Here is a 23,897-nt window from a genome sequence, read left to right as displayed (position 1 = left end):
GGTTGTCTCCTGCGGTTTTAGTTGGATCGAAGTAATAGGAAAGAAAGGCGTGGCACGATGGCCAAACGAATGCGAATTTGGTCTGAACAGTCTGTGTTTCCGATAGCCTTTGCTATTGCATTGGCTTTCTCAGTACCCGTTGTCAGGACGACGAGCTGGAATTTGGAACGTGAGGAAAGCTCAGCGATCTGCGGGACGAGCAGACGATCGTGCGCAGCGGCGGCGACTTTTCGAGCAACGTGCTGCGGCGACCCGCCGAGATCAACACGCAGATGGTCAAGGTTTCCTTTCGCGTCAACGCAATAGGGCGAATGAGACAATTCAGACGGCAACCAAGGCATGTACTCTGTCACTTCCTCTGGAGTGAGCCGTCGTCGCTTTGCATTGGGTTTCATCGCGTAGATCAAGGTTGCGTAGTCGATCGGCAACGATTGAGGACCAAGCGACTCACAGCTTCTTTGCGGCAAGCCAAGCACGTTGATGGCGCGTGCCCCAGCGCGAAAGTAGTTTTCGGGTGGAACCAACATGTAGCGTTTGAGCAGTCCGATGTTGCACAGCCGAGCCGTCACCTTGGCAACTGCGTTGAGCGAGCGTCCTGGCAGAATTTGAGCGCCAATGATCGCGTTGGTCGCGAGTCGATAGCGAACAACGAAATCGACGATCATGCGATCTCGTTGTCGAAGCGTATTATCGGGCATTGATTCACCAAATCTGATAGGGCAAGTTGCGGTGCTCAGCGTCGTCGTGGAATTCCAAGACGCGCTGCGCGTTGTAGTCACCGCCGAACTCGATCAGCACGGTGTGGTTCTCGTTTTGGTCGACCAGCACTGCGTCAGGCAGACTCTCTCCGGGTTCGCTGTCGTCAATCAGGTCTTCACCGCGCCAAGCGGCTGCAAGGTTGGGGTGGTTGCGGTAGAACCAAAGCCAAACGGCTGATACGCCAAGGTCATGGGAGACTTGCGACGATAGCGTCGCCTTTTGACGCCCACCGAAGTGATCAACCACAGTTGGCGTAGGAGTTAACACGACCGTCGAGCGAAGTGCTTGGTACCGCCAGCGACTTTGCAACTGAAACGCAATCTGCCCAAAGTCGGGGCCGGGTTGACCTGGATGCCAATGCGCAACGGGTGCTAGTAACTCCGGCAGTGGGCGTGCCATCGTGACTTGTCGATGAACCAAGCCGAGTGCTGCAAATCGCCGTATGCGACGACGGGCATTTGCAACGTCGCCGTGCCACAGGGACTCCGCCAATTGCCGCTGACCGAAAAGCCGGACCTTGCGACTTAACGCACGCAGTACCGTGATGTCGCGTTCGTTGAACTGCGTCAGCGTGTTCATTGGCCCCGTTCCTCATCTTGCTCGGAAACGACATCGTTTTGTTCAGATGATTTCTTCTTGCGTTTCCTTGCCGCAGGCGCCGCTTCGGGTAGTGCAAGAGGAATTCCTGAATTGTTGTTGGCGTCTTCCGATAGCCGTTCGTAGATCGCACCGGCAGAGCTAAACGGATCGTCCAACGTGAGTTGTTCGGCTTCGCTGCGAATCAGTTTCGCCAAATGTGGCTTGCCCGCTGCTTCGTACCGTCGAGCCTGTTCCTCCAATTGGTTATGATGATCCGCATGGCCAAGAATGAGCATTCGCTGAAGCGCCGAAGCCATGAAGCTTCCGATGCTGGGTAACGCTCGTTCGACAAGTCGGTCGGTCATCCATTGCGTTGTTTTCTGCAGCACGACACGTCCTTTTTAGTTTTTCGAGGTAAGTTCACGAGCACGTTGATTGACTCGGAGTGTCAGGATTATTCGTGGTTCCTCGATTACGCTAAATTCAATCTCGTACAATCTGTGAACAATCTCCTCAACTAAGCAAATCACGGTTCCTGGGGATCAAGATGGCAACCAACCGGCCCAACCACGGACGAACCGTTTTGGCGGATTCCGGCAAGCTGATAGCGACCATGAATCAACGCGGCATCACGGTGGAACAATTAGCTCAGCGTGCCGGTTGCTCTGTGGGGACGGTCAACAACCTGTTGGTCGGCAAGGCTGTGTATCGCAACACCTTGGCAGCCATTGCCGAAGCCTTGGACGTATCGCTCGCCGTGCTGTTGAGTCAGACGAAAGGACAGGCGTCCGCTGGTACGGTCCACGAATATTTGATTTCGGAGGTGTTGACCGATTGGATTGTGGCGTCAAACGGGCTCAGGTTTCAGATTTGTCGTTTACGGCATCTGGAACTGGATCGTCAGGCACGTGGCAAGCGTTTTGACTTGCGTGACCTTTCAACCGATGAAGAGCAACGTTGCAAGACTTGGATCAAGCGTCATCCCAATGTCTGCAGCGCAATCGGCAACCATCCGAACATTGCCCGCAACATCACGGCATTTCACGATCCGATCGAAAGTTTCTACTGGGTCATTGATGAATGGATTGAAGGAGAGACGCTTGCGAGAACGCTTCGCTCCGGGAAGCTCAGTCGTTCGCATGCAAAATCTCTCATCGCCGACATTGCTCACGGATTGGCCGCTTTGCACGGTCAAGAGATCGTTTGCCGAGAACTCAGTCCGTCTTCGATTCTGATTCATCAACCTGAAGGTCGAGCGATACTAACGGAATTTGAACTTGCGAAACTGATTGATCGCGGGCCGACAGTTTCAACCGATGACTGGCCGGCCGATCCGTATCGCGCCGGGGAGGCTGATAGTGATGACGTGGATACGAGAGCAGACATCTACAGCTGGGGGAGAATTGCGATACATGTGCTAGCGGGAGAGTTACCACCACCAGGCCAGGAACGAGCGTTTTGCGAGAGTCTCTCCCTTCCCGAGCCCCTAACGGAATTAATCGCCAGCGCGACCGCATTTCTGAGATCGGATCGACCGAACTCGGTCGCAGAAGTTATTCGCAGACTCGGGCTGGTGGACTATGAGCGCTGAATCAAATGACGCGATGAAGCGAGACATCACGAACTATTTCTCGCGACTTGCCGACCTCCAGACAGTGAGTTCGCTTGTTGAACGATTAACCCATGCCGTGCGCTTGGTTGAAGAGATCATTCACGAACACTTTCCGCCTGAAGCGACTGACGGAGAGCAAAGAAACTTCTCGCTAGGCGATTATCTCGCGCACCGCAGTGAATTCCTGGGAGAAGAGATCGGAAGAATGGCGCGGAAGGTTACGTGGATACGCAATCGCGAATCGCACTATCATCGTGATGGTCCGCCGAGCGATGATGAGCGAACAGAGGCAATCGAATTTCTCGATAAGATCGTGCGCAAGCACCTGTCACTGTTGATGGAACAAAATCGCCTCAGCCCTGCGGACCTAGTCGAGCCACAGCGATCTCCCGTCAAACCAGCGAATCGCTTTAGCCTCCAAGAATCATCCGCGACCGATTCGACGGCGTCGCGACTTGCCAATCGCATTGATCGAAACGTTGCCGCGATTCCGGAAGCGGGAACTGATGACCCAACAGTATCAGCTACAACGCTGGCCGAGTACACATTTTGCCCAAGGGCCGGAATCCTCACGCACGAAAAAAGTTACTCTGATCCTGAAGAGGAAATGCCCTCGCTATCGCTGTTGCCGTGGTACGAGAAAGACGCAATCGAGGAAGCCTATGGGCGAAGCGTTTACGAACTATTCTGGCTGCTCGTGGCATTTGTCGTGGGGCTCGTCGTGCTGTCAATCTTGCCGCTTCCGAACCTTGCTTATTTGTTACTAATGTTTGTGGGAGCGACAGCTTGGCTACATTTCACAAGAAACGCATTGGTAACGTGGCGGGAACTCGGGAAACGCCGTTTGTCCATTCGCATGGCTGTTCAACGCGACCCAAACCCAAACAAACTCGTACCACAACCCGTTGATTGGTTTGGATTGTTGCTTGCCGGATATGAGGCGAGAAGACCCGAGGGCGTGCTGCGAGACGAGAAACGAAAACTGGTTGGCAAACCGCGGCGCATCTTGCAGAAGGGTGGTATGACAATTCCGGTACATCGAATCAACAAGACGGATGGCAAAATATTGCCTCAACATGTTGTCCGGGTCATTGCACATTGCCACCTAGTTGAAGCAACCGAAGGAACGCATTGTCCGTTTGCGATCATATTGTTTGGCAACACTTACAAGGGAATCACGGTCCCAAACACCGTAGGGAATCGAGAGCATTTCTACTCGATGCTCGAAAGGGTTCGCAAAATGATCAATGATTCCAAAGACGGAGAACGGCAGCCACCGGCGCCGGCGGTGGCTTCGATGTGCCAAGAATGCCCTCACGGAAGACCACGCCCAGCAAGCGAAGCCGACAAAACGATCCGTTACAACGAGCCGCTTGATCCGTATCTGTTGGTAAACGGAAGAAGAACCATCTTTCATTGCGACTGCGGCGATCGGTTTCGCTGGAAGCCCGAACATCGGGCAAATCAACGCCTGCGAAGACCCAGCTAAACATCGAGCGGAAACGAGTATCGGCAATTGAACACGGAAAGGATTTGATTGTCGGTCGAGCAACGCTACAACGATGCTACTGCTTGAAGGTGATTGCGCAGTGGGAGAAGCGACACCGGGAATTTGCACTGTTAGACAATGTTCAGGACCGCCGCCATCCGTTCGACGCTTCGGACGGTGTCATTCAAACGAATCGGCGCCAAATGCAACACGACGAGGTCGATGCAACGCATCCGATTGCCGGAAAAAGCAATCCGAACTGCATCCGGTGTCGGCCATGTCGGCCACCGGTGCGCGCAGAATCGTCGATGGAAGTGAGTGCAAATCAATTCCAAACGCGGAACAACTCAATGGGGAATTGGCAAGACGTCAATGCGATAGCAACGTTCCCCACCAAGATTCTGCGTACTTGTTTACCGTGCAGTGATGGGCAGTGGCAGCACCAGTGGCGTGGTACTGACGAGTTGACGGCGGATAAAGTCGAATGGATCCGCAAGTCGCTGTTTGCAAGTTTGCATCACGCCAATGATACGAGACTGAGCTAAAGCTCCCGCTTCGCTTCGATTGCCACCCCAGACTTTGCGGTTCACTACCGCCGGTCGGATCGCTTGTTCCCCGCGCCAATTCGTTGCGTCGGCACCAGGATGACGAAGGAATGTGAACAGATCGTCCAAATGCTTCTCCAGGAACTTCGCGAATCGTTCGTTGGCCGCGTGCGTCTTGGGATGGTGAACCAAGTCCCTCATCCGACCGGTCAATCTTCCCGCCATCACTTTCAATCCGTGAACAGACATCTCGCCGCGCCGGAATCGATTGCGGAACTCAAAACCTTGAAGCAACAACGACTTCACGCCACGAGGGAACGCCAACGCGCCACCGGTTCCAGCTTCGATCAGCGAGTCACATCGCCGGAGCAGGTGTGCGAAGCATTGATGGTGGGTCGCCGATGTGAACTTATCGTAGACCGCCCAGCCGTCGTGCCCGAAGATTCCCGACCAATCGATTCCAAGCAATCGCTCGGCCGGTCCGATGCTTCGTGTCGAATCCACTTCGTAACACGTTGCCGTGAGCCCGACGAAGGCGTGCAACCAAGCCCCACGTCCATCCACTCGCCAACCCGTTTCGTCGCCGACGACCTGCGGCGAACCTCGCACCGCCTGACGCACTTGCCCGTCGGTGTGCTCCAGCCGATCGGCCGTGCGAAGCATGCTTCGACAACTGGTGCTACGGCTGACGTGAATCTCGAAGAGCATTTCCAGCAGCCGTTTCACTTTGCCGTGGCTGAGTCCCAACTCCTTGTTGAGCAGTGCCATCGTCGCATGGACGTTTGGACCGAGCTGAGCAGCGGCCGCGCCGACGGCGTCGGAGGTTTGCAACTCGTGCCGCCCTTGAACTTGGGTGCGGCAGTCGCAGCACTTCCCCGCGTCGATATTGAACTGCCGATTGATGACTGTCCGAGGAATCTCGGTCTGGTATTGGACGAGTGTCTCGGTCTTGGCCAATTTCTCGTGCCCACAATCGGGACAGCACGGTGGCAGCGGCACGTCGTAGGTTTCGTCGATCACTTTGGGAATCGCTCGACGATGATGCTTGCCATGATCATCACCAGGTTTTCGCCCAGGCTTCTTGGCATAACTCTTGCGTTTCTTTCGAAAGGGCTCTGCTTGGCGTTTGCCTTCGCGCCCCACCTTCTCAAGACGTTCGGTCAGTTTCTTGACTTGCTCGACCAATGCATCGATGATCGCTTGTTGCTGCTCAAAGAGCGGTTTGCAATCGGGGCAATCGGTCGTAATCTTCGGGACTTCCATGACCCGCAAATTGTGCTCGATTCACCTTGTTTACACCAAGGCCAGTTTCTCGCTCGGTAAACAAGTACGATTCTGCCAGACAAATTCCACGATCGCCACTCATGTTTGCTAGCCACTCTTCCTTGTCTGTTCCTCTAGATTGATCCGCTCCACCGCTGCGAAGAAAGCTTCAGCGTAGTAGTCAGCCTTCTGACGAACATATCCCGGAAGCACAAAGATACCGACGACTGGCAGAATACAAAGCAATACCGTTGCTAATACGGCCCAAAGTATATGCCCATCGAAACGCCACCAAGCAACCCAGCATCCCGCAAAACTTAAAATGGCCGTAGGAATCCAGATTACACGCAGCCCAGTTAGGTTTCGGGCGTATCCGTAATCAATGTTCCTCAACCGGACCAAGTCTGTGCCATTGCCGTCGTGTTTCCACAGCCGCGATCGGACTTTCGAAACGGCATCATTGATCGCGAGTCGAACTTCTGCCTTGTCTTCCGATTTCGCTAGCCGAGCAATGTCTAGGCCCGTCAGTGATTTGATCATTCGGTACCATTGTTTCTTTTGCTGCTGTGACCGTGCGTCGTTCTCAGGATTGAGCCATTGGTTTGTGGGACCATCGTAGGGCCAGTCCGGCCATAGCTTCTTTTGGAGGCGATTCCCCAGGGCAGACGCAAGGTGGGAAATGCCTACGGCAAGTACGGCACCAATTCCCACCCCAGTCGTGAGGAGTGTGATGAATTGCATCATCTCGATCCCGTAAGCCATCGCGACCGGCAATGCGACCAGTACGGTCAGGACCGCGGGTAAGAATCTTGCCTTTCGCTCGTATTCGTCGCTGAGACTGAAAAAGTTCAGCACCGGATTCGTTTTTGATTCGTCAGATGTCATGTTTGTAGTAAGGGAATAAGGTTTTCAATCGGCATGATTTTGCCAATGAAGCAATTTAGTTGATCCTGATCGCCGACGATCATCATGAGCCCCGGAAACCCGTCCTGTTGCATCCTTTCAGTCAGCCAAGCGAACACTTTCATGTCGTCGGTGCTTGGCATTGTGGAGCATTTATCCGGATGCGAATGCCACTCCCCGACATAGTGCAACGCCCCATCGGTTTGCTCGACGATACTCTCGACTTTTCGTCGCAATCCCATAGAGCCGCGAATGTAGAGTGTCGGCCACTCGTCGCTGTCTGGGGGGGAAGGAATCGTGTCAACGATGTAGGCGATGCGACGGTGCATATCAAACGAACCGATGAGTACGCCACCGGTTTCATTTGGAAGTTTCGATTCACGCAACCTCTGCATCCGCTCAACGACTGTCGAGTCCAGCTTGATCGTCCAATCGGAAATTTGCCGTTCAACAACGGGACTCGGCGTCAGTTCAATCCGGCTTACTGCCGAATCGTCTTGCACCCGCCAGACAGCTGCGCGTGCCGCAGGATCTGAAACAATTTTGCGCAACGCTCGCGCGCCGATCCCGCCGTGTACGGCCATGGAGTCTTGTGGTATTCGCGACGTGACGTCTCGACACGATTGACCATAGCGCTGACGACCATCATTGGGGGCGAAGTGGCCGACCAAATCATCGCGGTTCAACAAGGCTCGATAGAACTGCATTTCAAGCATGTCGAGTGGGCATTTTCGCTCTGTGTCTTCCGCGAGCACTACGAGATCCGTCCCGGTAGGATTCACAAACACTGATATGCGTCTTGCATTAGACCGTGCATCCGAGGCCAGAGCGCGGGCGACAGCGACTGAGGCCGACATGTCAACAATTATGTCCGCTTTGCTCAGAGCCTTCTCGACAGTCTCGCGATGGTCACCGGGTTTCAAGACGTTAGCGGCGATCGCGGTGCTTGATTCATCGGATTCGAGAAGGTCATTTAAAAGAACGCACATGCTCTCTGCCTTCCGATATCCCACGGCAGAACCGGGCAAGGCATGTCGTGCAAGATTGTGGGGCAAGAGTCTGTCGTCATCGACAATGGTATCGATGGTCAGTCCCATTCTCTTGGCGTTAACAAGAATCTGTGAACCCAGAGCACCTGCTCCGATTGCCGCGATATTCAGATTCGTTTCGTCGGCTTTCCAGCCGTTTAGCTTAGCTGCCGAAGGTGCCGAAAGGCTAAACCTTGGATTGAGCAGATCGAGCTCGATATGGCTGCCCGTCTTGTCTTCCGGCGGAGAAGGCTCCTTTCCCAAACTCCCCGCAATTTCCATCCAGAGCCCAATGTCCACGCCTATCGATCGAACACTTGCGCCTGTCAGAAACGCCCACAGGTCAGTCGATTCTGTCTTTCCGCCGGCAACCCTCGTCTTCGGCATCGCAAGAAGGATGATCAGCGAGGAATTCAGGAAATTATTGGTGGCCTCCTCATTGCCCGATAATGATTCCTTCCACGTTTCGATGTGATGTCGCAACGCTGAAAGTAGATCAAACTCGGCACTATTGGTTAGTTCTGAGAGCTTTTCGAGATTACGTGGTCGGAAACGAATGACGCCGTGCGTCTGTGCGGGACACGATAGGAAGACGGGAACGAAAGGAAGTCCAAAATCGGTCGTGCCATCATCGTCTTCCGCTACCAGGAACATGTCCAATGGCTCAACGCTTGTAGCGGACACTCGCAACTTGCGAGCTGATCGGTCGTCTCTTGTCAAAATATCGCTTGGCAACACGAGCTGACCGACGTTGCCCCAAAGCAATGGCTCCAGCGGCTGATCGTCATCATGCAACTTCCCTTTTGCTGTCAACGCGAGCCACGTCCTCACTCGCTCCACATACTTCGGGGCCGTCCACTGATGTTTCAGCTCTTCATACGGCTGTTCATTAAGGCATAGACTGCGAGGGAACTCCGCAAAGCGAAGATTCAGATGCGGGACGACTGGAAAATCGCGACGCAACGCCAATGTTTCAGGGAACGATTCGTCAGCAGGAGTGAACTTGACGGCTAACCGTTCTACAGAATGAATCGGATGCACCTTCAGCTGGCCGAGTTCCACCTCAACCTCGAACACCACGACGTCGTCTTCGCCGTCGCGCCTGCATTCCATTAGCGTGGCAAAGTCAATTTGCTCATTGGATAAGAGCCGACACAATTCCTGGCCCTTGAATGTGCACAGTTCCGAAGCTTTAACAGTCGCGCCTGATGCGTCAAGAAATCTCTCATCCATGAATTAGCCTGCCCGGGGTGGTCTCGTACTGACCGCCGCAGCTCCGGCAATCGCCGCGCGCTTGCGCACGGTTGCCTTTGATTCGTCGATCTCAATTTCAAGGGGCCGTGGTGCTGATTCTTTCGGATGCTGCATCGTCACTTTGAAGTCATCAGCCGAATCAACCACGTCCTCGGTGTAGTAGTTGGCCGCTTGTCGGTGAGGCGGATCGCTGTCCTTGTCCCCTTTCGAGTCTTTCGTAGGGATAGGCTTGCTCGTCGACACAACGATGCCGCCATCCTGCCCGCAGTCCTCGAACAGCTCTTTCACGGCATCAACGGGAGCAGTTTTATTCGTTCCTTTCTCCGGCCCTACTGAAAGATAGCTGCAGTGATGTGGAAGCTTGGCGATGTCCCACTCCAGTTTTTCCGTCCGCTTCTTTGACTTCGTGATTTCAACGATGTCAGTAATGACTTCGTGAGTCGCATCAGCCATCAACAACGCCCTGGTTTCCGTTTCGTCAACCGTGAACGTCGCTTGCATCACGATGGCATCCTGATTGCGGTCTTCGACGCTGTTTTCATCGAGTCGCTTTGCAAAAGGTGAGTGCACGAAAAACTCGACACCGTCGTCAGCAGGCGTGAACTCGGGTGCTACCTGCCCCGCGTCAGTTATTAGGTGCTTACGCTTGTCGAAGTCGACATCGTTCTTCTTACACCAGTCCTTCAGCCGACCGGGCCGTGAGAAAACGCGAATTCCCTCTCCGTTTTTGAAGCGATGTTGGGCCTCTTTCTGAATGATCTTGCCCTCTTTCTTTTTGATGCCGTCTTCCGTAATAGCTGCAGCCGGCACCCACATGACATCGACTTTGATTCGACCATCACCCTGGTACTTCTTCGCGTGGTCCAGCCAGAAGAAATTAGTCGCGCCTTTGTAGTGATCTTCGTCGAGATGCGTAAACGCTACCACATCGAAGGAATCGCGTTCGGCGTCATCAAGGTCGTCTCTCAATTCCTGTTCCAAATCACAACGCAGGTCATCCTCGTCCTCCGGATCACGTGTGTTGGCATAGTCAAACAGGATCTTCTTCCCGTTATCCAAATCGATGCGGCAGGAGTCAGCATTTCCCAGCGGGAAGAAAGTCATTTTGTGCATGGCGTTCTCGCGTAGGTGAGAGGTCAGATTAGCGCAGAATCGAGAATCGACAAAGCAATTCGCGGTTCCGACGAATCAGTGTTTCTTGTCTTTGGGCGGGTTCGGATCGTTGCCGTAGCTGTCCGAATCACGAATCAGTCCGTTCGGACTATGGATCACTAACTCCGTCCGGTTCGTTTGTGCCAACTGCTTGCCGGCATCGATGGCATCTTTCTGCGTTGAGTGAAGCGATGACGCGCGCACTGCGCCTTCGCGTTTCACTGCCCAGCTCTCGCCTTGCGGTACAACGTGATAATCCTTCTTGGTCATGGCTTTGATCTCCTTAACTTCGAGTGAATGCTGCCACCGGCTGCCATTTGCCAGAGGCGAAGCATTGTTCAACTACAGCGAATTTAACGATTGAGCAGAGAAGTTCAACCCCAGCGAACAAGGTTGTTGCCATGGCGAACCACCAGAGTTACAATCCGGTGATGAGCAAACACTCAAAATCTCCGGAAATCCGCGAAGGGGATACTCCCATGTCCCTTGCCGATCGCCTGCAACAGGCAAGAAAAGAGGCTGGTTTGACGTTGGATCAATTGTCCGACGAGTCCGGCTTGTCCAAGACCTATCTGTGGGAACTGGAACACGATGAACAAGGCCAGAAAAAGCCTTCGGCAGACACCTTGATGAAGCTGGTCACGCCACTGCGGACGACCATCGCCGATCTGTTGGGTCGTGCCACGGTCCGGGTCAACGACGCAGCGGTTGAACTCAACGACTCACTGAAGGAATTCTGCGAATGGATGAAAATGACCGACCGCGAACTGGCGGAAGATGAAATCCAAGACTTGGCCACCATGCGTTTTCGCGGTGGTCAACCCAAAACGCGAGATGATTGGGACGACCTTTACCGAACACTGAAACGCACAACGAAAAGGTAGCAAGATGCCGCCACGGTACCGCAGGAGTGATCTTCATGAACACATCGTTGCCATCTTGGATGAGACTGGGGCCGACGATCCGTATGAAGCCGTTCGCATCAAAGCCCGTGCGGTTGTTGCCGAATATCACGAGACGTTTGTTGAAGAGCCTCCGTTCAATGTGAAAGCGGCAGCCAGTCTGCGTGGCCTGCACTGGTCAGATGACGATCCGCGTTTCAGCCCGGATTCGGAGATCGCACCCGAAGCCGACGGCCGAGTCGTGCTGCGCGTCAACAAGACCCGTCCGCTCACACGGCAGCGATTCAGCATTTGCCATGAGATCGGCCACACGCTGTTTCCTGATTACCAATTGGAAGTTCGGTGCCGAAAAGGTACGGAGAAAACTTTTGCTGATCCGAAGGATTTGCTGGAAACGCTCTGCGACGTAGCGGCATCGGAATTGATGTTCCCGACACCGTGGTTTCTGTCTCGTATCGACGCCATGGCAGTGTCGGCGACCGAATTGGCAACGCTCGCCGATGACTATCAGGGATCACGCGAAGCCACAGTGCGACGTTTCGTCGAGTTGCACACCGAGCCACTCGCCGCCGTGTACTTCAGCTGGAAACTCAAACCGACGGAGCAACGTGAACTGAAGGCTCGATCCAAGACCAAGCCTTTGTTCGCTGACATGGTCCCTCAGCCGCCACCACTGAAGATGCGCGTCGATTACGGCATCGCCAACAGTCCCTTCGCTGAACGTTACAGGGATTTCTTTCCACCGGACAAATCCGTGCCGGATGAAGGGCCGATCGTTCAGGCATCAAAAACTCAGACGCCACAAGATGGCGTTCAAAAACTTGATTTTGGTCGGCTGAGCAAACGCTTCACAATCTCGGCGTTACCGATATTCACAACCGAAGATGCACTCGGCCCTGATGAAGGTTGTTCGGTGGTCGCCGTGTTGCAACCGAGATAAGAAATAGAGATGTCGTCGACCAACGTCAAAGCGTCTGCTGCAGCACACATCTACATTCAATACGAGTTCATTCCGCGATAAACAATCGGTTTGCATTTCGACGTGGTACTTATCTTAGAATTCTCATGCAACGCCCATTGTGTTGCCATATTTCAAGAGCGTTCGCGGCTAAGTAAAACGTTCGCTAATAGCCGACGATGATTGTTGTCGCGTGAAAGTGATGGAGACTGCACTGGACCTTGCGGACCCTCGGGGCGGAGAGAGGCATGCCGAACTCCGTTCGGTTTTGACGACCGAAGTCAGCGAGAGCGAAGCCGGTGCCCTTGAAGCAGGGTGGAGTGATCGAAAATCAATCCAACCGCAACTTCAATCAGCAATCTCCTGCACGTTGATAGACCGATCCTATTTGAATCGGCTTTCAATCCAGTCGAGAAAGCGGACGGCAAAATTGGTCTGCTTGCTTTTTCGTTTTGCCTGGTGGATTTCGGCAAGCGCATCGTTCCACGCATCAAGCCATTCGCTGGTTGTCTCGAAACGTTTACTAGCCTCGATTGCTAGCGAACGGGCGAGTAAGCGATCAATTTGCAACCAGATGCGGTTTGCGACGTGGGCGCGTTCTGGACTGATTTCACTTGCTGGAACCAGGCGTGACCCGGATTGAACGGTACTCGGCAGCAATCCCAGCTTGCCGCCGTGTCCGTCGTAGGGAATCTTACCGGTCAAAAGTTCATACAGAACGACCCCCAACGAAAATACATCCGCGCGAAAGTCGACTGCGGACTCACCCCGTAAGAACTCGGGAGCCGCGTAGACGGCGCTGACTCCGTCGCCACTCGACCGCGACGTCGTTCGTTCAATGGCCCAGGCATTCCCATAGTCAATGAGCACAAGACTTGTTCGTTTTGTGAGAATCAGGTTGGCAGGTTTGATGTCGCCGTGGATGATCTGTTTGCGTTTGTGCAAGTGGCTCAAGGCATGAGCGACTCCCTTGGCAAGCCGCACCGCTTCGGGCGCAGCAATTCGCTGTTTCTTGTGCTCACGGATGCCAGTGAGAACGGAACGCAGATTGAATCCGTCGACCCAAGGCAAGACGACCCACACGCGATCATCCTGGCTCTGGCATTCGATGATTTGCAGGATCTCGTTGTCGCCTCGCGTGAGGCGCTGAAGTAGCCGTACTCGCTCGAAAACGCCGGGAGAATTTGTCAGCACATGCAGGACACGGAGCGTCTTCGCTGAGGTGTCGAAGACTTTGAATGCTTGTCTTCCCGCCGAGCCAAGTTTCTCGATTGCGAGGTACGTTCGACCGCCTATCCGAAACCGTTCAAGGACCGGATACTCCGCTCCGCGAATTCGGATTGGGCGGTGGTTCATTGGCAATTATCCGAAGGGGATTGATGTCGTCTACTTTGACAAATCCTAACAGGCTGTCACACGGACTGTTAGCAGACACCTGTAGCAAACACGTTCGAGTGCAAACGACCAATAGTCGTTTGCGAATGCGGAAACTTGTGGAATCAGGAATGGAACTTGGATGGGTCAGCCGATATTCCGAGCTATGTGCCGCGCACTTCGTAGTGAATTGGGTGTGAACGACGGCCATGTTTGGCGCGGCGCTCGCAAGCGAATCGCGCGAGAGCCGGAGCGTTCAGCGGAGGCGAAGACGATCGCAGGCTGCCCCAGCAGACTCGATCGTGAGTCGAGCGTCCAAGCGAGACGGGCGGGCGTTCAAGCCCGCAGCGAACCGCCCCAGCGGTGAGCGTATCCGGCCCGTTCAGGGACGGTGGAGCGTTCAGCGGAACAAAGCCGAAGGGCTGGCCCAAGCCAGCCCGAGAGGCGCAGGAGAGCAGAGCGGAAAAGGGTGCAACAACGGTTGCGCAAGCACAGCCGGCCAGGGAAAAGGAGCGGAACCCCAGCCTTCGTAAACTTCGTTGCGAAGGAGGAGGAATTGGGGAGCACTCGCATATTCCGCGAAGCGGAAATGGGAGAGCGATGGGTGGGGTGGGCGAAAGGCGATATCCTGATCGAAAACGCGGTCAGGAATCGTCTTGAGCCGGTGACGGCCGAGGTGTTCCGCGATCGAACCGATTGCGGAAACCGAGCAGGAACCCATTTACCATATCGCCTGCGGCGATTCGATCTGGGGGAATTTTTTCGTTGAACAGACGGGGTAAATTGAACGTCCATCGAATGGTGTGCCGTGCTGAGAGTGGGAGTGATGGCAAATGTCTCTTAACCTGAAAGGAACTGCGGAACGGAGTCATGCTTTGTTCCAAACCGCAGTCAATGAAAGTCCGACTTTCCGTTACGTGGGGGTCGCGGCACTTTCTGTTGGTAGAGGTTCGGCATTCATTAGCTCAGACAGGATTTGCCCCGAACACTTTTGTATTCGCTGCATTGACTTTGCAAGCACTTCGCTATCGCCCTGATGCAAATGAATGTAATCCGCCGAGTGTTCGCACGTTTCAAGCCCAAGTGCACGACCAACAACGTGAGCGACCGCTTCGGCTTCAGTTTCCCTGATGGTTCGTGATGGCGATTCGGACAAGTCAACTTGTCGTTGATGAAGCAATTCGTGGGCTAGTTCATGTAGAAGAGTGGCGAGACGTTTCGCATCCGATAAACCGCTCTGAATTACGATCTTGCCTTTTGCTGAGTAGCCATAGCAGCCGCGCTTTAGCTCTTCGTAACGTAGCTCAATGTCTTTGGAAACGATCAATTGCTCCGTACGTTCCAGCCATGCGTTGCAGTCCCCGGTGGGTTGCTTGAATGACGGAAGTTCGTCACCCTCGGTCTGTTCAATGTCAAAAACATGGACGACTCGAAAGCCACGAATTTCCATTGATTGGTCATCCGTCTTTTCCTTGCGGTAGGCAATTGGTGCAGTGATTCCAATGCCCTTTTCTCCCTTGCGAACCGTCCGGCCCAGCTTTCGCCAGCCGTGAAATCCCAGAACACGCGTTGCATCAGGATTTTGTTGCGCGATCAGCAAGCAGTTGTTGAAACTGTAGTGTGTGAATCGAGCCATGACAGCAAAAAGCCTAGTCAAGTGATCTGACTGTCCCTTCTTGAGGGCATCATTCAGTTCATCCAGACCGGAATCCACTAGTTTTGTAATTTCATCTTTTCTCATCCTTTGTTCCTCGAATTGCGCTGCATCCGACGTTGCAGCAGTAGCAAGTTCACTCAGCCCGTCGGCGGCCTGAACGAAATCGAGCATGGCAAGTGAAGGTGGAGTCTTTCGCGCAGCGAAAGCAGCAGCGAAAAACAGAGCGGAGCGCCGGCCCGAGCGGACCTTGACGCCATGTCAAAATTGGGATTACCGCCGACAAAAAAACAATTTCATTCGGAGAGCAATTTCTGGTTCCCGGTGTGGAAATCGGCATTGCAACCGAAGACAATGTCGTTCCAGCACGCCCTCACGACTCTTCATGGAAGCGAACCGATGCCAGTCTCTTCAATTGGCCATTTGGCCGATCAAGTTCGAGTTCTCGTCTTGATGATTGCAGTCTTGCTTTGGGGAACGCGCCTGAATGCCGAGGAACGACCAACATGGCATTTGGAGCTTCGGAATATCGGTGGAGGTACCGACTACAAGTATCCGTATTCCCCGGTTTGTTTCTCACCAGACAGCAAGCACATCGCGATATCAGTTGCAAACCAACTCTCCGTTTTTGAGCGGTTGGGCAAGGGGAATTCACTTATTGCCAAGGATGTTCCCGAAGGTTCAGGAATCGGCATCTGGAAAGTCGAGACCTTGGAGTTCGTGAAATGGATCAAGACATCCGCGAGGAAATTCATTCGCTATACGGCTGACGGTAACAGTATCGGTGCGTTGGACGAATCGTCGCTGACCGTATGGAATGTTCAGACTGGCGAAGAAACGGTGACAAAATTGATTCAGAACGCGAACTTCAGCGATCGACTTGGTCACGGGTTCGTATTCCTCCCGGAGGGGCGGGTCGCGGCAATCCGAAGCAAAGGGATCGGTGTCTTCGAGCCTGATGGAACTCAAACGGCGTTTTTCAAGAAGGACGGCGTTGTCGATTTCGTCAAGATCGTCGCTTCGGCGGACGGCAAGTCGATCGTTGCCGATTCGTACTATTGGGATTTTGACACCCAGTCCAAGATAGTCGAGAAACGAAAGATGATGATGTCTTCTGTGTTTCGCCCCAACACAGACGAAATCTGGGGACGCACGCGATGGGGCAATGGGCTCATCACGGCCTGGAACGCATCATCTGGATCTCGGACATTGCCCATCCAAGAGGGGCAGACTCGTGGCTCCGCAGAAAACGGTTCGGCGCAGTGGAGGCTCGAGAGTCTCGCGTTCACCCCGAACGGCAAGGTGCTTGCGACGGTTGGTGCTGACAAGAGCATTCATCTCTGGAACGTGCAAACGGGATCACGGTTTGTGACCCTTCAGCCTGCGACGATGCAACGCAAAGGCAAAGATGATGGAGGCGTTGGTAGGCCGTCGTTGCAATTGGTTGAGTTTTCGCCTGATGGGCAATGGTTGATGGCGTGTTCGGTAAGATCGGTTAGCATCTTCAAAACAAGCACGTTGAAGCCGCACATCAAGCCCGGAGAGGTTCATCAGGTCGTGCAGTATTTTGCTGGCGACGAATTGTTTGAGGAAATTGTAACGAATCGTGAGGGGCAAAAAACGCTCGTTGGCTCGATGCTTCACACGGAAGTTCAGCAGCCTGGTAAGCGAGTGGCTGCATTACGACATGGAAACGATGAACTGTGGTACGACGCTGTGATTCTGGGGAGAGATCCGATCAAGGGCGCGCGACCAGGCACTTATTACACCGTTCACTACGAAGGATACAGTCGAGACGACGATGATCGGGTTCCCGAATGGCGTCTAAGACCGAAGTTGGCACAACATTTGAAACTGAAAGACCTTGCAGATTAGTGCGAGTTTGGGGAGACGGCGGCGATTTAGAATAGCTTGATGTTATTACGGATTCGGTGCTGTACTTCTTCGATGGCGTCCGTCAGCGCCAGCTCAATTTCGTGGTAGTCCACCTTCGACTTTGACGCAACAGCGACCTTGATTCCGTTCTCTGCAAAAAATGATAGATTTGTGCCAGTCGACCTGGCAGGCTTCTTTTTGCTGCGACGTTCATTGATTTTCTTCACCGTGTTGGCGTGAGAAAGTTCGCCAGTCGATGCTTTGGTAGCGATCTCTGCCTGTGCTTCAGTATCGGACAGCTTGCTAATCTCGTACGCTGACGATTTGGCGAGAGTGCCTGACTCGACTTTCTTCTGAACGTCCTCGGGCAAGTCAAGCAACGCCAAGGCGCGACTGACGCGTGACGTCGTCACGTTCAATGACTCAGCGACTTGTTTGCCGTTCCAATCACAGAGTTTCATCAACGACTGATAGGCTCGCGCCTCTTCGATGGGTTTCAGATCGGTGCGGAGCAGGTTTTCAACCAATTGTTGCTCACGTATCTCCGGCTCGGACATTTTCCCGTCCACAAAGAAGCAGTCAATAGTTGGCAGTCCAGCCGCTTTGGTTGCTCTCCAACGACGCTCGCCAGACACGATTAGCCACTTGTGGCCAGACTCATTCCAACGCACACGAATTGGGTGCAACTGACCATGCTTCCGAATGCTATTGGCGAGTCGTTCGATGTCGGCGTCATCGAAGTGTGTTCGAGGTTGTTCAGGATCAGGAATGACTCGATCAATTTCGACCTTGCCGAAGGTTCGCAGTGGCCGTCGTCCAATGTCCTTTGCGGACGATACTGGACTGAGTGTCGCTGTGTGTGGCCCGCGTCGGAGTCCCATTGATTCATCAACGTTCAGGCTAACTTCATCCAGTGCATTTTTCGTGCTTGCCATTGCTACGCCACCTTGCGTTTACATTCATCCATACTGATTCTCTCAAGAATCTCACGAGCAAGAGAAAGAGTCAACTTTGCTGCCTTGGACCGCGGTTGGTGGAGTTGGACCGGTCGGCGACGCGTCAATGCGACCTTGAACGCAGATGCCTCTGGAATGATCGTGTCCAGGACGGTTTTCCCGTACAGCGCACGGAGTTTCTGTTCGTACATTCGATGCACAAGCAAGCGATGGTCACAGCGAGTAATCAAATGCTCAATTCGACTCAGCTTCGGGTTGAGCTTACGTGCTTGCCGAACACATTGATGGACCGCCCTGAGCCCCTGCGTTCCAAAATCCTCGGGAGGCACTGGAATCATCGCGTAGTCTGCCGCGATCATGGCTGTCCAGCTGCAACGGTAGAGATTGGGTGGGCAATCTATTAACACGATATCGAATTCATGTTGGTCTGCCAGAAACTCCCGCAGGGCAAACTGCACCATTCCAGTCTTCTCTGGCTCCGGTGCATTAAACCGCGCAAGCGTCTGATTGGCGGGACACAGCGTTATGCGCTCAAATGGCGTGGGAATCAGTAATGCATCGTGCGACGCGAAGAAACTGTTTTCGTCGAAAAGCGTCGCGGTCGTCTGAAGACTTGGTAGCGATTCCACCATCTCGGAGCCCAGAAACCCCTGGCTGAGCGAACCCTGCGGGTCCATGTCCACCAACAAGACACTCATTCCCAGTTCCGCGAAAGCCCCGGCAAGGTGCATGCAGGTCGAGCTTTTGCCGCAGCCGCCCTTTTGATTGATAAGGCAAAACGTCGTTGCCATATTCCCCCGTGAAGATTGCAAGTTGCAATTCCGGCCAAGTGTCCGAAATCTCTTGTCGAATCGTTGCACGGTGCGAGAAGGGGCGTCAAGAAGTTTTGTTTGAACGGTACAGCACTGACTTGTGATGCTGTTTCTGCTGGATGCCCTCTCATGCTTCGTGCTATGAAGTTGCAAGAGATTACGGCAAATGTCACAAACAAATCGCAGCAAGAAACATCAACCAATCGGATTTGGCCAGCTTAGCATAGTTGAGCATTCACTCTGTCCGCTTGACCGCCCATCGTCGCTTGTCTCGAACCTTGTCCACGAAGCTCAATATCAGTACAGCGATGCGCGACGGAAAAGGCGGACGGCCCGTGCCAGAGTGTTTTGTCCGCTGGGGTTGTCCGCCAGTGACGAGCTGTATCTGTGGGGCTTGCTGGCTCTGACGCTCTCTCAGGCTGACGATCGCTACGAACTAGTCGCAACACCGCATTGGTGCCTTCGCCAGCTTGGTATCGTCGATTCACGCTCCGGACGCGGCGGCGAGCAATACCGACTGTTTCGAGATGCATTGAGACGGCTGTCGGTAACAAGCTACCTCTGCGACGCCTTCTATGACTCGGTTCGCGCTGAACATCGCGACGTGAGCTTCCATTTCTTTAGCTACGACCTACCCACCGATCCTTCGTCTCAACGAGCATGGCGATTGAATTGGGATCGAACGTTCTTCGACCTCGCGAAACATGGAGCCAGCCATTTGAGGTTCGATCTAGAGCTGTATCGCAAGCTCGATCCCGCCTCACGAAGACTCTTCTTGTTCGTTTCCAAGATTTTTCATCGTTGTAGCACACTTCCGCAATTCGAGTTGAGACACGTGGCCGTTGAGGTACTCGGGTTTTCGTCCGACGTCGCTCCTCGTGACTTGAGAATGAAGGTAATCCGTTGTCTTAAGAAGTTGGATGCAAACGGCGTGACTTCAGGTTCGACAGTAACGCGTGTCGCGAAGAATCGTTACGTGGTCAATGCTGGGCGCGGGGCCTACTTCAATCGAAAAGCCACTCCCGATGCAAATCATCAGGAAATGCAGCCGGTGCTTGAAACTCTTGTTCATCTGGGATTCGATATCGGTGCCGCTCAGTCGCTGCTCCGGCGCTACCCCGTCCGCTTGCTCGAAGAGTGGTGCGACATAACCCAAGCTGCCTCGGAGCGGTTCGGGCGAACGTTCTTCAAAAAATCGCCAATGGCCTTTCTCGTCGATTCGGTGAGCAAGGCTCATCGCGGCAGGCGGACTGCTCCTGATTGGTGGCACGAAGTGAGACGAACGGAGCAGAAAACAACGAAGCTCTCTGATGAAAGTCAAAAGCTGTTCGCGACGATTCGGTCCGAAGTGTTTGGTCAATCGGCGAAAGGGACAACTGGCTCAAAAGACGCGGGGCTTGAGACTGCCGCCGACATCCTAAAAACGGTCTGATGCGACTTTCAGGATCTTCGACAACCGAATGATCTAGAAAGCCAATTCCAAAAGCACTCCTTTGGTTGTACCAGTAATACTTTGTACAAGTACTTTGGTGACGCACCCCTGTCGTAGCGTTTGGGGAGGAATCATCAGTAGTCTGAACTACTTGGATCGCGCAACTCGCGATTCGCAAGACAAGAACTGCGACGCCAACTACACGCGAATCGAAGAAACCGCGACGCCGTCTACACGCGAATCGCGTGATTCCGTGCGACGCAAACTACACGCTCCATTTTGAGTTATCCACAGGAACGCAACTTGCGTGCGCTCAGGTCGTCGATGTGCCGCGACATCGCTCGATAGAGTTCGACCGTGGCACGCACGTCGTTGAGTGCGTCGTGAGCATCCGAAGATCGGAGGGGCACGCCAAAGTAGTGACACAGTGTTTGCAACTTGAAGTCTGGTGGAGGTGTCAGTGATTTGTCTTCATGGAATAGCCAGATAGCGCGTTGCAGCGTGCAAAAGACTCTCGGGGATGCTGGTAGAAACTCGCCGGCGCGGTCATACCAGACGCGAAGGAATGCGCCATCAAAGGCTCCATTGTGAGCGGCAAGCTGGGCGACTTGAAATACACTCCGGCTAGCAGATATCTGATCCACCGTCGCATGATGACGAAGTAGTTCAGTGAACATCTTCATCACGATCTTGCTCGGAAGCCCTTCTGTTCTCCATCGCTGGGCGGAGTAGCTCGCATTCCGAAGCGATTTGGGGTTGGCGAAGTTTTCGTTGAATTTGATCTTCGCCTCAAAACGCTCCAACTCTTGCAAGTTGCAATCGACGGCGATCGCGGCGATCTGAACGATCGGTCGCCAAGGTTTCAAGCCTGCCGTTTCTAAGTCGACAAACACGAGTCTTTCATCGGGCTGGTGCGTTTTCATTACAAGTAATTATCACGGTATTCGTCTCAAATCAATTTCGTCTCCATCTAGGCCAGAGTTGCAATCTTGCATCGGTACGGTATTCACAGCGCGTGGTGGGAAATCGGATTTCCAACCATTGCTGTAAAGAAAGTCAAACGCGTTGCTTCGAGCGAGCGGCAAGTTCCGCCAGTGAGTTGTGACACGCATGACAAACATCAGTAGGCAATCGCACCCGGTAAACCTCGGTTCACCACTGAGGCTAAGGGAGCAGAGTTAACCTCCTGCTATGCGATTGGCCCGTAGAGCTGGATGCATCGAGAGGTGCTTGTCCAGTTCGACGGAGGCTTCGTCGACTAATCCGGTTTTGTCCGCTGGCCTCGTATGCCAGTGATTTCAACTCCGAGTAATCCGACGATTCGATCCGATGCAAATCGGTCCCGCGAGGACACCGCCTGCGCCGATCGACGTTGGCGGAGAGATGCCTTGGGCGGGGGCGATGCGGAAAAACCTTGAGGCGTTCTCGTAGAACGCATTGAGGCCGCTATTTTCAAAACAGGTGAGGTACTTTCTGATGAAGAGATTCATGAGTGGAAAGATGCGTAATCCTGTGCAGGGGGTTCGAGGTCAACGACCTCGCTCAACCTGCCCGGCGTGGGGAGTTTCGAGTCTGGCGACAGACCGAACCGCAGGCGACTTACTGCGGCGATCGTTGGCAAATCCAACGACGGCGAATAGCTCAACTACGAAAGGCCCGCGAGGGCTTGCCGGTAAACTTTGCGGAAGACGCTGCCGAGCAGCGAACGACTTTGGTTGGTGGGTAAGAGGGGGCTTCTACGTTCGCCCCTCAGAAATGATTGCGATGTTGCGAATTGCAACTTGCAATCGAAACTATGCCGGTTCTGGCGAACTGGACATACAGCCAAATTCCCTCCCGGTCACACGGGATAGCGACGTGATCCGCAAGGTGAAGAGAATAGCTAACGCAGGAAGCTCTATGGCAGCCGGACGGTTACCGGTGCTTGGCAGTGGTTCGCTGAGTGATTCAAACGCCGTAGAGTGGGAGTGTGGTCTGATTAGAAGTCGAGAAGCCAGTCGGCGGGAGCTTTCTGTGCGACTTGAGCGATGGCTGTGCAAGGCAGTGCAGTCTCGTTGGCGTGATCGGGTGGTGCCGAGAACTTTGCCACGACGAAAGGACTGACGGGCAGCTTATGCGGTTGGTGTTTGGCATTCGCACGGGAGCATTCGCAATGGCGAGTCACTTCTGTGCGATGCCGGCACTCCGCTGAAATCTGCTGATGATTTTGTGTTGTCGACCGAAACGAATTCAGTCGGCATTTCTTGGAAGGACGCAAGCGGTCACACAAGACATGTGCGGGAGCACTGGTCTTCTGTGGCGATGACTTTACGGCAGTACCCGACGTGCGTCTGCACTTCAGTGGTTCTGCCGGGAGGTTGTTTGCGTGAAGGGTTGTATGCATTGGCGTGGCACAATACATGAATGTAGTGCCGCGCCGGCATTCAACTCTGAAGGGGTGTTTCTGCTGTCTGTGATTTGATCTGCTTGGTCTTTGCACAGAACAGTCGCCCCAGCATTCTCGCTAGCGTTTTTCGATAGGAGCGGCTTTGGGAACCTGTGCCGCGCGCACCAATTTGGTCGCAAAACAGGTTCCACTTTCTAGTTTGAGGAGTTTGAAGCAAGGAAGCTCATGCAGTACCGGGCCGTAGCAACATCAGTCGAAGGATTCGTGCAGCAAATTGCGTGTTGCTATTTGCGGCACGGATACTGGTTTCACGTGCAAGGGAAAGTTCCAGCCGGAAAGTCGGCAGAAGCCATCGACGAAAAGCTCATCAGTAAATACGGGATTGCGGTCAGTGAGTCGACTCGTGCCCGCCGCAAGAAGTCGGGGCGATCAAACCTTCAGTATATTCGTCACGAATCCCAATTCGTAATTCTTGCGACGAAAGGTGAGCATCGGTTCTTTGACGAAGAGGCCAACCTCATCCGCGATATTCGCCGCTTTCCGATCCAGTACGCTGGTTACTCTATCAGCTACAAACCCGGCGGCCGGAAAAAAGACGGCAGCAACGACGAAAAATGGCACTCACACGTTGAAATCGACCGCCAGCGATACCTCGATCTCCGAGCGTGGTTTGCCGAACAGGCGCTACGCCAAAGCCTCCCGCGACTTGCCGTGCAACTGTACGAGATACCGGTTGCACCCTACGCACCGGTGCGTAGGCAAATGCTGATGATTCTTCGCGAAGTCAACCGCGTACGCAAACGGGCAGGCAAGCGGCAACTGCCTGTCGAAGTCCTTCCGCTCCGCCGCCGTGTCGTTCGCCCATTTTCCCAGGATGGTATTCGATCAGTAGGCGTCGAAAAATGAGTCCCGCGTGTTTTGTTTTATTCTTCGCCTACGCATCAATCGCTGATGCCGCATATCC

The 23,897-nt window shown here is 53.8% G+C and carries 21 protein-coding genes; 8 read left to right on the top strand and 13 right to left on the bottom strand.

All coding sequences use genetic code 11. The features are described from left to right. Positions 1–17: 17 nt before the first annotated feature. Genes CEE69_RS11475 through CEE69_RS11465 form a run of 3 tightly spaced genes read right to left on the bottom strand, consistent with a single transcriptional unit; the run spans position 18 to position 1,703 of the window. Complete coding sequence (locus CEE69_RS11475) at positions 18–665, bottom strand: hypothetical protein (protein WP_158230997.1); 648 nt, start codon at positions 663–665, stop codon at positions 18–20. A gap of 37 nt (positions 666–702) precedes the next feature. Next, entirely contained in the window at positions 703–1,338 is a 636-nt protein-coding gene (locus tag CEE69_RS11470; protein WP_099260795.1) for a hypothetical protein, read from the bottom strand. Next, complete coding sequence (locus CEE69_RS11465) at positions 1,335–1,703, bottom strand: hypothetical protein (protein WP_158230996.1); 369 nt, start codon at positions 1,701–1,703, stop codon at positions 1,335–1,337. The genes CEE69_RS11470 and CEE69_RS11465 overlap by 4 nt, the downstream gene beginning before the upstream one ends. A gap of 182 nt (positions 1,704–1,885) precedes the next feature. Here CEE69_RS11465 and CEE69_RS11460 point away from each other — a divergent pair, with 182 nt between their 5' ends. After that, positions 1,886–2,929: a protein kinase domain-containing protein gene (locus CEE69_RS11460; RefSeq protein ID WP_099260793.1), complete on the top strand. Its 1,044-nt coding sequence runs from the start codon at positions 1,886–1,888 to the stop codon at positions 2,927–2,929. 334 nt (positions 2,930–3,263) lie between these two features. Further along, on the top strand, positions 3,264–4,439 hold the full coding sequence (locus tag CEE69_RS11455; protein WP_158230995.1) for a hypothetical protein: 1,176 nt from the start codon (positions 3,264–3,266) through the stop codon (positions 4,437–4,439). A 413-nt stretch (positions 4,440–4,852) separates the two neighbouring features. On the opposite strand, the gene tnpC is transcribed toward CEE69_RS11455, so the two are convergent. From tnpC to CEE69_RS11425, 5 genes are all read right to left on the bottom strand, one after another. Continuing rightward, positions 4,853–6,247: an IS66 family transposase gene (gene tnpC / locus CEE69_RS11445; RefSeq protein ID WP_099260790.1), complete on the bottom strand. Its 1,395-nt coding sequence runs from the start codon at positions 6,245–6,247 to the stop codon at positions 4,853–4,855. A gap of 108 nt (positions 6,248–6,355) precedes the next feature. Continuing rightward, entirely contained in the window at positions 6,356–7,132 is a 777-nt protein-coding gene (locus CEE69_RS11440) for a hypothetical protein (RefSeq protein WP_099260789.1), read from the bottom strand. Continuing rightward, entirely contained in the window at positions 7,129–9,411 is a 2,283-nt protein-coding gene (locus CEE69_RS11435) for a Mov34/MPN/PAD-1 family protein (protein ID WP_099260788.1), read from the bottom strand. Before CEE69_RS11435 ends, CEE69_RS11440 begins: the two co-directional genes overlap by 4 nt. 3 nt (positions 9,412–9,414) lie before the next feature. Then, positions 9,415–10,413, bottom strand: coding sequence for a hypothetical protein (locus CEE69_RS11430; RefSeq protein WP_199169854.1), 999 nt, complete (start codon positions 10,411–10,413; stop codon positions 9,415–9,417). 207 nt (positions 10,414–10,620) lie between these two features. After that, positions 10,621–10,926 (bottom strand): DUF2188 domain-containing protein, encoded by a 306-nt coding sequence (locus CEE69_RS11425; protein WP_233215148.1) that lies wholly within the window; start codon positions 10,924–10,926, stop codon positions 10,621–10,623. A 137-nt stretch (positions 10,927–11,063) separates the two neighbouring features. On the opposite strand from CEE69_RS11425, the gene CEE69_RS11420 reads away from it, so the two are divergent. Next, positions 11,064–11,468, top strand: coding sequence for a helix-turn-helix domain-containing protein (locus tag CEE69_RS11420; protein WP_099260996.1), 405 nt, complete (start codon positions 11,064–11,066; stop codon positions 11,466–11,468). Between the two features lie 4 nt (positions 11,469–11,472). After that, the gene (locus CEE69_RS11415) at positions 11,473–12,426 is read left to right on the top strand and encodes an ImmA/IrrE family metallo-endopeptidase (RefSeq protein ID WP_099260786.1); all 954 of its coding nucleotides are present in this window, start codon (positions 11,473–11,475) and stop codon (positions 12,424–12,426) included. 402 nt (positions 12,427–12,828) lie between these two features. Here the strand turns inward: CEE69_RS11415 and CEE69_RS11410 are convergent, their stop codons facing one another. Both CEE69_RS11410 and CEE69_RS11400 read right to left on the bottom strand, forming a co-directional pair. Further along, entirely contained in the window at positions 12,829–13,800 is a 972-nt protein-coding gene (locus tag CEE69_RS11410) for a serine/threonine protein kinase (RefSeq protein WP_099260785.1), read from the bottom strand. A 931-nt stretch (positions 13,801–14,731) separates the two neighbouring features. Then, positions 14,732–15,646 (bottom strand): ArdC family protein, encoded by a 915-nt coding sequence (locus tag CEE69_RS11400; protein ID WP_099260783.1) that lies wholly within the window; start codon positions 15,644–15,646, stop codon positions 14,732–14,734. Between the two features lie 225 nt (positions 15,647–15,871). Here CEE69_RS11400 and CEE69_RS11395 point away from each other — a divergent pair, with 225 nt between their 5' ends. Further along, on the top strand, positions 15,872–17,347 hold the full coding sequence (locus tag CEE69_RS11395; RefSeq protein WP_158230994.1) for a WD40 repeat domain-containing protein: 1,476 nt from the start codon (positions 15,872–15,874) through the stop codon (positions 17,345–17,347). Between the two features lie 26 nt (positions 17,348–17,373). Here CEE69_RS11395 and CEE69_RS11390 read toward each other — a convergent pair whose 3' ends face one another. Further along, positions 17,374–18,282, bottom strand: a complete 909-nt coding sequence (locus CEE69_RS11390) for a ParB/RepB/Spo0J family partition protein (protein ID WP_099260781.1) — start codon at positions 18,280–18,282, stop codon at positions 17,374–17,376. A 2-nt stretch (positions 18,283–18,284) separates the two neighbouring features. Continuing rightward, a complete protein-coding gene (locus tag CEE69_RS11385; RefSeq protein ID WP_099260780.1) occupies positions 18,285–19,094 on the bottom strand; it encodes a ParA family protein in 810 nt (269 codons plus the stop codon). Positions 19,095–19,458: 364 nt separating this feature from the next. On the opposite strand from CEE69_RS11385, the gene CEE69_RS11380 reads away from it, so the two are divergent. Beyond that, positions 19,459–20,547 carry a hypothetical protein gene (locus tag CEE69_RS11380; protein WP_099260779.1) on the top strand — a complete coding sequence of 363 codons (1,089 nt, stop codon included), beginning with the start codon at positions 19,459–19,461 and terminating at the stop codon, positions 20,545–20,547. A gap of 97 nt (positions 20,548–20,644) precedes the next feature. Then, positions 20,645–20,830 carry a hypothetical protein gene (locus CEE69_RS31980; protein ID WP_143549199.1) on the top strand — a complete coding sequence of 62 codons (186 nt, stop codon included), beginning with the start codon at positions 20,645–20,647 and terminating at the stop codon, positions 20,828–20,830. Position 20,831: 1 nt separating this feature from the next. Here CEE69_RS31980 and CEE69_RS11375 read toward each other — a convergent pair whose 3' ends face one another. Then, positions 20,832–21,470, bottom strand: coding sequence for a 3'-5' exonuclease (locus CEE69_RS11375; RefSeq protein WP_099260778.1), 639 nt, complete (start codon positions 21,468–21,470; stop codon positions 20,832–20,834). Between the two features lie 1,688 nt (positions 21,471–23,158). Between CEE69_RS11375 and CEE69_RS11360 the strand changes: the two genes are divergently transcribed. Then, positions 23,159–23,839, top strand: coding sequence for a hypothetical protein (locus CEE69_RS11360; protein WP_099260775.1), 681 nt, complete (start codon positions 23,159–23,161; stop codon positions 23,837–23,839). Positions 23,840–23,897 lie beyond the last annotated feature (58 nt).

It is taken from the genome of Rhodopirellula bahusiensis (genome assembly GCF_002727185.1).
GTDB lineage: Bacteria > Planctomycetota > Planctomycetia > Pirellulales > Pirellulaceae > Rhodopirellula > Rhodopirellula bahusiensis.
The sequence above is the reverse complement of the archived record's forward strand: the minus strand, read 5'-3'. Positions and strand labels throughout refer to the sequence as shown.

Excerpts from the sequence above, each read along its gene's own strand:
- CEE69_RS11440 (WP_099260789.1), bottom strand. The coding sequence starts at position 7,132 with ATGACATCTGACGAATCAAAAACGAATCCGGTGCTGAACTTTTTCAGT.
- CEE69_RS11470 (WP_099260795.1), bottom strand. The coding sequence starts at position 1,338 with ATGAACACGCTGACGCAGTTCAACGAACGCGACATCACGGTACTGCGT.
- CEE69_RS11410 (WP_099260785.1), bottom strand. The coding sequence starts at position 13,800 with ATGAACCACCGCCCAATCCGAATTCGCGGAGCGGAGTATCCGGTCCTT.
- CEE69_RS11385 (WP_099260780.1), bottom strand. The coding sequence starts at position 19,094 with ATGGCAACGACGTTTTGCCTTATCAATCAAAAGGGCGGCTGCGGCAAA.
- CEE69_RS11415 (WP_099260786.1), top strand. The coding sequence starts at position 11,473 with ATGCCGCCACGGTACCGCAGGAGTGATCTTCATGAACACATCGTTGCC.
- tnpC (WP_099260790.1), bottom strand. The coding sequence starts at position 6,247 with ATGGAAGTCCCGAAGATTACGACCGATTGCCCCGATTGCAAACCGCTC.
- CEE69_RS11360 (WP_099260775.1), top strand. The coding sequence starts at position 23,159 with ATGCAGTACCGGGCCGTAGCAACATCAGTCGAAGGATTCGTGCAGCAA.
- CEE69_RS11435 (WP_099260788.1), bottom strand. The coding sequence starts at position 9,411 with ATGGATGAGAGATTTCTTGACGCATCAGGCGCGACTGTTAAAGCTTCG.
- CEE69_RS11465 (WP_158230996.1), bottom strand. The coding sequence starts at position 1,703 with ATGACCGACCGACTTGTCGAACGAGCGTTACCCAGCATCGGAAGCTTC.
- CEE69_RS11395 (WP_158230994.1), top strand. The coding sequence starts at position 15,872 with ATGCCAGTCTCTTCAATTGGCCATTTGGCCGATCAAGTTCGAGTTCTC.
- CEE69_RS11475 (WP_158230997.1), bottom strand. The coding sequence starts at position 665 with ATGATCGTCGATTTCGTTGTTCGCTATCGACTCGCGACCAACGCGATC.
- CEE69_RS11390 (WP_099260781.1), bottom strand. The coding sequence starts at position 18,282 with ATGGCAAGCACGAAAAATGCACTGGATGAAGTTAGCCTGAACGTTGAT.
- CEE69_RS11420 (WP_099260996.1), top strand. The coding sequence starts at position 11,064 with ATGTCCCTTGCCGATCGCCTGCAACAGGCAAGAAAAGAGGCTGGTTTG.
- CEE69_RS11375 (WP_099260778.1), bottom strand. The coding sequence starts at position 21,470 with ATGAAAACGCACCAGCCCGATGAAAGACTCGTGTTTGTCGACTTAGAA.
- CEE69_RS11400 (WP_099260783.1), bottom strand. The coding sequence starts at position 15,646 with ATGCTCGATTTCGTTCAGGCCGCCGACGGGCTGAGTGAACTTGCTACT.
- CEE69_RS11460 (WP_099260793.1), top strand. The coding sequence starts at position 1,886 with ATGGCAACCAACCGGCCCAACCACGGACGAACCGTTTTGGCGGATTCC.